Genomic DNA, 8023 nt, shown 5'->3' with positions numbered 1-8023 from the left:
CCCGGCCCCTCCCGCCGCGTCGCGCCGCCCGCCACGACCGGTCCCGGCGGCTGGCTAGACACGCTCCACCCCGACGACAGCATGAAGCCGTTCACCATGCCGCCGGACGGGTTCAAGGTCCGCCGGATCGTCGGCGTCGACCAGCTCCACACCGCCAACTCCCTTGTCCTGGCCTCCGCCTACGACACGTCCTTCCCGCTCACCGACGCGGTCGACGACGACCTGATCGCCCGCGCCCAGGACACCCCGCTCACCCGCGCCGGCACCGGGCCCGCCCAGAACCTGGAGGACGGCACCGGCAACGGCGCCCTCAGCGCCTTCTACGACCGCACCCTCGACCCCGGCGGCTACGAGGTGGCGGGCCTGACCGAACGCGGCTTCTTCGGCGGCGCGGACGCCGACCTGCGGATGTACTCCAGGCCGCAGTTCCGGCAGGCCCGGCTGCTCGCCGTCACCGACGGTATGAAGCACGAGGCACCCAAGCGCCATGTGCAGGGCGGTGGCGCGAGCGCCGGGCGCGTCGGGCAGGCCGAGTCGGCGCTCGGCGGCGGTCCCGCCACGTCGACCGCCGCCACCGGCACCAACCAGATGGGCGCCTCGGGACCGGGCGACGTCGCGACCGAGTCCGACACCCTCGCCTCGGGCGGCGACCGCCTCGCGTCGGTGAACGTCAAACCGAACACCACCCGTACGTTCCTGTTCGCCATCCCCACGACCTGGCTGAGCGTCGCCGCAGTCCACCACCACGTCAAGGACTCAGCGCCGGTGCGGGCGATGCGCAGCCCGTTCGGCAACCCGCAGCGCGCCCCGCAGGCACGCGAGACCGAGACCACCGTCCTGGCCTGGGTCCGCGAGGACGTCGCCCGTGAACTGGGCCTCATCGGCGACGACGGATTCCCGCCGGTGGCGGCCACGGCGTGGGACGCGGTCACCAAGGCCGACAAGGAGTGGACGGCCGCCGACAAGAAGTACTGGGAGCTGCGCCGCGACGAGGGCCCGCGTCGCGAGACCGCGCTCACGGACGCCGAGAACCTGCTGACCACCCTCACCGCCCGCGACCCCGAGACCCTGCCCCAGGTGATCGCCGCCCGCGGCCAACTCGCCCGCCTGGAACAGGAGAACGACGGCGCGGAACCCGCCCACGACGGCTGGGCGGAACTGCACGACGCGGAACGCGACGCCGCACACGACCGCGTGACGGCCCTGCTGCGGGCGGCCGCCGACGAGGTCACCGCGGCCCGCGCGGCCCGCGACACGGCGCGCGACCAACTGGACGCCTTCACCGCGGAGTTGGGCGAACGACGTACCTTCGCCGAGGCGCTCGCCGACGAGTACGCGCGCGTCCGGGAAGCCGCCGACCGCCTGACGCGCTGGCACCAACTCGCGGCCACACCGGCGGGACGCGCCCGGCTCGGCACCACCCCGGAACCGGACGAGGTCGTCTTCCGGGCCCCACCGGCACCGGGCACCGCCAAGGCACCGGAGACGGAGAAGAAGACCACCGAGACGACCGACAAGAAGACCAGCGACACGGACGCGGAGAAGAAGGACGCGGAGAAGAAGGACGCGCAGAAGAAGGACGCGCAGAAGAAGACCGGCGACAGGGACGGCGAGAAGAAGGACGGCGACAAGAAGGACGGTGGGGAGCAGGACGAGGCGGCGGGCAACGCCGAACTGCGCCCCGCGTTCAGCCGCCCGCCGTGGGAGACGGACGGCACCCCGGACCCGTCGCTGCGCCGGTTCGACGCGGCCCAGGACCACCGCACCCTGACCGCCACCGATCCCGACGGCCGGAGCTGGGTCTACGACCTGCACGAACCGGACGGCGACGGCAACGGGTTCTTCACGGCGATCCTCGGTGTCGGGGATCGCGGCGGGCCTACGGCGGTGTCGGAGACCCGACGTGCCGGACTGGCCGGCCGTGTGGCCCGGAGTGTCGACATGCCCCCGGACGTGATGCTCGACCCGCAAGCGGTGTTCCGTACGGCCGAACTGACCAGCAGGCTCGGCGAGCACTTCCGGCGCGATCCCGCCCTGTCCGGCACCGTCGAGGAGCACGGCGGCCGGCTGCCCGACGCCCTGCGCACCGCCCTCACTCCCGCTCAGCGGCAGAGTCTCGTACGGCTGCACGTGCAGCGGGCCCGCCGCTGGGACGACGCGACGGCGGACCTCGCCGCGGATCTGACGGCGCGTTCCCTCGGGGTGGACATCACGGTCGTGGGGGAGGACGGCAGTTACCGGTTCTTCCCGGGCTCCGCCGATCCGACGGCCGGCCCGCTCCGGCAGGTGACCGTCTACCGGCGTGGTGACAGCTACCTGTCGGCCCGTCCACGGACCTCAACACCGGTGCCGGCGCCGCCTGTTCGGGGTGCTGAGCTGCCGGGGGACAAGGGCGCCGAGGACACGAAGGGCAAGGGCAAGGACAGCGACGGCAAGGGAGCCAAGAGCGACCAGGACACGAAGAGCAAGGAGAGCCAGGGCAAGGAGACGACGACCAAGGAGACGCAGAACAAGGACAAGCCCGACTCGGAGACACAGGCCAAGTCGGACACGCAGGCCAAGTCCGTCGGCGACAAGCAGCCGCCACCCGCCCGGACCGTCCGCGTGGACGGCCGACAGATGACCCTCCAGAACGTCCGCCCCGACGGCAACTGCCTGTTCACCGCCATCATCGCCGGCATCGGCGCCCAGCACCCCAGCCACACCGTGCGGGGCAGAACCGTACGCACGATGACGGTCACCGACCTGCGCGACGACACCGCCGCCTGGTACGGGACGTCCGCCGCCGCCCACCAGCACGCCACGCGGGACCCGTTGGAGACGATCGTCCACGACAGGTACCCGGACCTGCGCAGCCTGCAGCCCCTGCTCGCGCAGCTGGGCCCGCGCAGGAACATCCCGCTGACCTCCGCGCAACAGGCGGGAATCCAGGCGCAGTTGAAGGCCGAGGGGCTGGAGAACGTCACGGGGCCGGTGGCGAACGCCCGAAGCCGCGCGCTGACCGACCAGGCGCACGCGAACAACGCGCGCCAACTGGTCCTGCGTACCCTGCACGGCCCCGCCACGACGCGTTCGCGGGCGCTGTGGCGGGAGATCCGCAGCCACCTGCCGACCGTCGTGCCCGCCACCCCGGCGCAGACCGTCACCCTGGGGGAGCGTGGGCTGGTCGACCGCGCGATCCGCTCGCCCGAACTGTGGCACACGCCCTTCTACGACGACGTACCCCTGCTGCTCACCCAGTCGCTGGGCATCGACCTCGTCGTCGTCCAGCCCGACGGCCGCGGTGGATCCATCCTGCACCGCCTCTCCGAGGACGCCAACGGGCCTACCGTGTACGTCGCTTACAACGGCGTCGACCACTATGAGACGTTGCTGCCGACGGCGCCGCAGCCCGGTCCGGGTGGTGACCTCACCGCCGGTTTCGGCGACCCCGTGCTGCCGAAGCGGGTGAAGGACGAGGAGCGCGACGACGAGGGCGACGTACGGGCGAACCCGCTGTGGATCCCCCTCGAAGAGGTGGACCCCGACCTGCTGATCACCGGCAACCGCGACGCGGTGTGGCTGTACACGGTGACCGACGACGGACGTGTCCTGCTCGGCAGCGAGGCCCCTTCGCAGGTGATGGCGCAGGACCGGTTCGACGCGCTGCTCGCCGGCGTCCGCACCCGACGCCCCGAGGTGACGGCGGAGTCGCTGCGGGCGGAGATCGACGGCCTCGGACACACCGGCATCGCCGCCGTGTTCGAGGAGGGCGGTCGTACGCGGCCCGGCGCGAGCCGGGTGTCGGGCGAGTTCCGCTGGAGCGAGAGCCTGCGGACTTGGACCGTGAACGACAAGTCCGGCCGCTACATGAGCAAGTCGGTACGGCCGGACATCGACCCCGCGGTCGCGGCCGGCTGGCTGGACAACGTCGCCGGACTCTTCACCGACCGTCTCGGCGTCCAAGTCGCCCCGGACCAGGTGAAGTCGAGCGCCACGAAGGCCCCCGCGCCGCAGACCGGAGACACCGGGAACCGGTCCGTTTCCTTGCCTCTGATGCTGCGTCAACCCGCGGCCGGCGGCGACTGGTTGCCCGCCGCGCTGGTCGCCGCGCTGAGGAAGCGGGCGCCCTCCGACCCGTTCGGTCGGCCGGGACTCGGCGCCCTGCTCGGGGGACCGGACCCGTCCGACGCGCTGCACCGCTGGACCGAGTTCCGGCTCGCGGCCCCGGACGCCGCGACGAGGGTGCCTCGCCTGGCCGGTGCCGACTGGGCGGGTCCGGCGCACACCACGGTGTCGCTCGACGACCTCGCCGCGGTGGGCGTGACCCCGACACCCGACCAGGCCGCGTTCGCGGCGCTGACCGGCGCGCTCCCGCTCGGCGACCTGACCCTGACCCTCGCGCAGCGCTACCGGCTGCTGCGCCGCTGGGCGGACCGCGACATGCTCCTCACCGAGATCGCCGCGGGCACCGCCGCCCGCGATCTGGGAATCGTCCTGACCCTGGTCACCGACGACGGGACGGTACGCCGCTTCGAGCCGTGAGGGCCGCGCCGCCCTGACGCGGAGATCGTCACGAGCTTCCCGGTTCTCGCCGTGCCGACCGATGCCCGGCTGCTTGCCGAAATCGGCGATGACCGCACCGAGTCGGGCAGGACCGCTGGGCAGCCTCCAGGACCGTTCGGCGGTGGCTCAGCCGGGTTCGCGGACGCTCGGCGGGGTCAGCCCCTCAACGAAGCCAGTGCCGCCGCCACCCGTGCGCACGCCTCCGGCGGAGTCGAGGCGTGCGGGGAGAACCGGAGCGAGTCGGCACGGACGGTCGGCGTGACTCCCTCGCCGTGCAGCGCCTTCGCGACGACGGACGGATCGTGCCCCGGCATCGCGAAGGAGAGGATGCCCGCCCGCCGCGCCGGGTCGGCGGGGGACAGGACGCGACCGCCGTGCTCCTCGACGACCTCGGTCAACTCGGCGACGCGTACGGCGATCTCGGTCTCGATCGCCGCGACCGTGTACCGCTCGACGAGCCCGAGAGCGGCAGCGAACGCGGCGGCCGTCACCGGGCTGAGGTTGGTGATCGACCACCGTCGCGCGTCCACGGCGGGCACGTGCTCGGCCCCGTCGAAGACACCGACGTCCTCGACCCCCGTCCAGCCGGTGAGCACCGGCTCCAGGGACTCCAGCGCACGGTCGGACAGCGTCGCGAAGCCGGTGGCCCATCCCGCGCGCAGCCACTTCTGGCCGCCCGCGACCACCACATCGGCCGCGTCCCACGCCATCCGCGCCACCCCGAACGCCTGGATGGCGTCCACGATCAGCAGCCGGTCCGGTCCGATCGCCTCGCGCAGTGCGGCGAGGTCGGCGCGGAAGCCGGTGCGGAAGTCGACGGCACTGACGGACACACCGACGACGTCGTCGGTCAGCGCGGCGCGGACCAGGTCGGGGGTGACTCCCTCACCGGCCGCGGGATCGAGCCAGCGCGGCGTGGCCCGGCCGAGTTCGGCGCTGCGCCGCCACGGATAGTGGTTGGCCGGGAAGTCGGTGCGCGGTGCGAGGACCACGCCCGCACGGATTCCGAGAGCGGCGTGGAACAGCCCGGTGGACGCGTTCGGGAGGAGCACCGTGTGGCGGCCGTCGGTACCGGCCAGGCGGGCGGCCGTGTCCCGTGCGACCGCTTCCGCGCCCATCAGGCCGTCCACGGTGGTGTGGTCGGCGCGCGCGGACTCCTCCATGGCCCGGGCCGTCGAGGCCACGACGTCCCGCGACGGCGGACCGAACCGCGCGAAGTCGAGATATCCCGCAGGCGTGGCGAAGTGGTCTGCGTACGACGTGAGCACGGGGCTCGTCCTTCCGGGCGGGGGCGGGGGCTGCGGGTGTCTACGGCGGTGTGCCGCGCGGTGTCCGCTTCCGGTCGGCACGTGCGCGTTCCCGCTTGCCCGCACGGTACGCGGCGCGCCCTGCTCGGGCCCGACCGGGGTGAACGGCCTCACCCCCGCGTGCCGTGCCCCGCGACAGGGCGGCGGTCGTCGTGAAGAACCAGCTCCCGGCGAGCTGACGGTCGCGCCGACGGGAGGGACTGCGCGCCGGTCTGCGGCCGGTGAATGATCGGCTCACGTCTTGCGTGCCCCCCGGGTGCGGACAGGCAGTGCGGACAGGTGGTGCGGGCGCCTGTGACGGCCGAACTAGTGCCAGGCCGTCGGCGCTTGAAAGCGCGCCCGCCGTCACAGCACCCGGACCCCGGACCGCGCAGCGCAGAACCCGGCCCCGGACCGCGCCCCGCTACGCCAGACNGGGTGCTGTGACGGCGGGCGCGCTTTCAAGCGCCGACGGCCTGGCACTAGTTCGGCCGTCACAGGCGCCCGCACCACCTGTCCGCACTGCCTGTCCGCACCCGGACCCCGGACCGCGCAGCGCAGAACCCGGCCCCGGACCGCGCCCCGCTACGCCAGACCGCTGGGCCGCGCCGCCTCGGGACACGGGACACGGGACAGTCGTAGACCCTCCCGAAAGGTCTACGACCGTCCCGTGCGCGCTGGTTGTCGGCCGGGACTCAGTGTCCGGCGGCCTCTTCGGGGCGGGCGTGGCGCGGCAGGAGGAAGGAGAGAAGGAAGGTCAGCGCGAGCATCCCGTCGACGATCCAGAGCAGCGTCTGCATGACGGAACCGAAACCGCTGCGGAAGGCCGAGGAGGCGGTGGCCTCCAGGGCGGCGGGTATCCGGGCGCCCGCCTCGGACGTGGTCACCGCGGACCGGGTGTCCTTCTCCAGGAGTGCGCAGGACGCCGGGTTCGCGGCGGGGTCCTTGGCGGTGGCACGGTCCGAGGCGCAGCGGCGCAGGTCGGCCACGACGCGGTCCTGCACCGCCGGAGCGACGTGCGCCGCGCTCAACTGGCCGCGCAGGTCGTCCGAGCGGTGGTCGACCGCGCCGGCGATCCCGCCGCCCAGCAGACCGAAGAACACGGTGCCGAGGATGGCCACGCCGAAGGCGCCGCCGAGCTGCTGCATCGCGGTCATCGTGCCGGCCGCCGAACCGGTCTCGTGCTGTTCGACGCTGGCGAGGACGATGTCGAAGAAGGGCGCCATGAGCAGGCCCATGCCGATGCCGGTGACGAGCAGTGACGGCAGGAGCTGCCAGGGGCCGACGCCGGATCCCACCTGGTCGAGGGTCAGCCAGACGCCGAACACTCCGAGCGCCATGACCACCGTGCCCGCCTGGAGCACGGTGCGTCCGAATCGGACGAACCCCTGGGCGACCCCGAAGCCGACGATCATGCCGCCGGACCAGGGCACCATCACCAGGCCAGCCTTCAGCGGCGAGTAGCCGAGGCCGATCTGGGTGTAGAGGTTGAACACCAGCATGAAGCCCTGCATGGTCGAGAAGAAGACCAGCCCGAGGACCATGCCGCCGCTGAATCCGCGCTTGCGGAAGAGGCTCGGGACGACGAGCGGGTCCAGGCCGTTCCTGCTGCGGTACGACTCGTAGCGGGCGAAGACGGCGAAGACGGCTATCGACGCGGCCATCATCACGAACGTCCACACGGGCCAGTCGTACTCACGGCCCTGGACCAGCGGGAAGATGAGGAGCAGCGCGGCCAGCGAGACCAGGAGCATGCCGGGGATGTCGAGGCGCGGCTTGGCCTCGGAGCGTCCCCGCGGCAGGTAGCGCAGGGCGCCGAGGATCGCCGCGGCCCCGAGCGGCAGGTTGATCAGGAAGATCATGCGCCAGCCGGTGCCGAAGTAGTCCGCGTCCACGAGCCAGCCCGCCAGGATCGGCCCGCACACCGCGGACAGCCCCATGACCGGGCCGAACATGCCGAACGCCTTCTGCGACTCCTTCGGAGGGAACATCTCCTTGATCATGCCGAGGCCCTGCGGCAGCATCACCGCGCCGAACAGGCCCTGCACGATCCGTGCGCCGATCAGCATCTGGGGCGACACGGATATCGCGCAGAGCAGCGAACCCAGCGTGAATCCGGCGGCTCCCACCAGGAACATCCGGCGGCGGCTGGGCGACATCCACGGCCGCCGCCGGATGTTCCTGGTGGGAGC

General features: G+C 72.7%; 3 protein-coding genes. 1 reads left to right on the top strand and 2 read right to left on the bottom strand.

Going from position 1 to position 8023, the window contains the following annotated elements; genetic code table 11:
* Positions 1-81: 81 nt before the first annotated feature.
* The gene (locus JHN63_RS46220; RefSeq protein WP_234478713.1) at positions 82-4524 is read left to right on the top strand and encodes a hypothetical protein; all 4443 of its coding nucleotides are present in this window, start codon (positions 82-84) and stop codon (positions 4522-4524) included.
* 176 nt (positions 4525-4700) lie between these two features.
* Here JHN63_RS46220 and JHN63_RS46215 read toward each other — a convergent pair whose 3' ends face one another.
* Both JHN63_RS46215 and JHN63_RS46210 read right to left on the bottom strand, forming a co-directional pair.
* Positions 4701-5813, bottom strand: coding sequence for an aminotransferase class V-fold PLP-dependent enzyme (locus tag JHN63_RS46215; RefSeq protein WP_200691131.1), 1113 nt, complete (start codon positions 5811-5813; stop codon positions 4701-4703).
* Positions 5814-6526: 713 nt separating this feature from the next.
* Positions 6527-8023 (bottom strand): MFS transporter (locus JHN63_RS46210; RefSeq protein ID WP_200691130.1); only part of this gene is annotated, 1497 nt, incomplete at its 5' end.

Source organism: Streptomyces sp. MBT65 (assembly GCF_016612545.1).
Taxonomy (GTDB): Bacteria; Actinomycetota; Actinomycetes; order Streptomycetales; family Streptomycetaceae; genus Streptomyces.
Note: the sequence above shows the minus strand (reverse complement) of the source record. Positions and strands in the feature narration are given on the sequence as shown.

Bases quoted from the DNA above. Each gene is read 5' to 3' on its own strand.
- JHN63_RS46220 (WP_234478713.1), top strand. From the start codon at position 82: ATGAAGCCGTTCACCATGCCGCCGGACGGGTTCAAGGTCCGCCGGATC.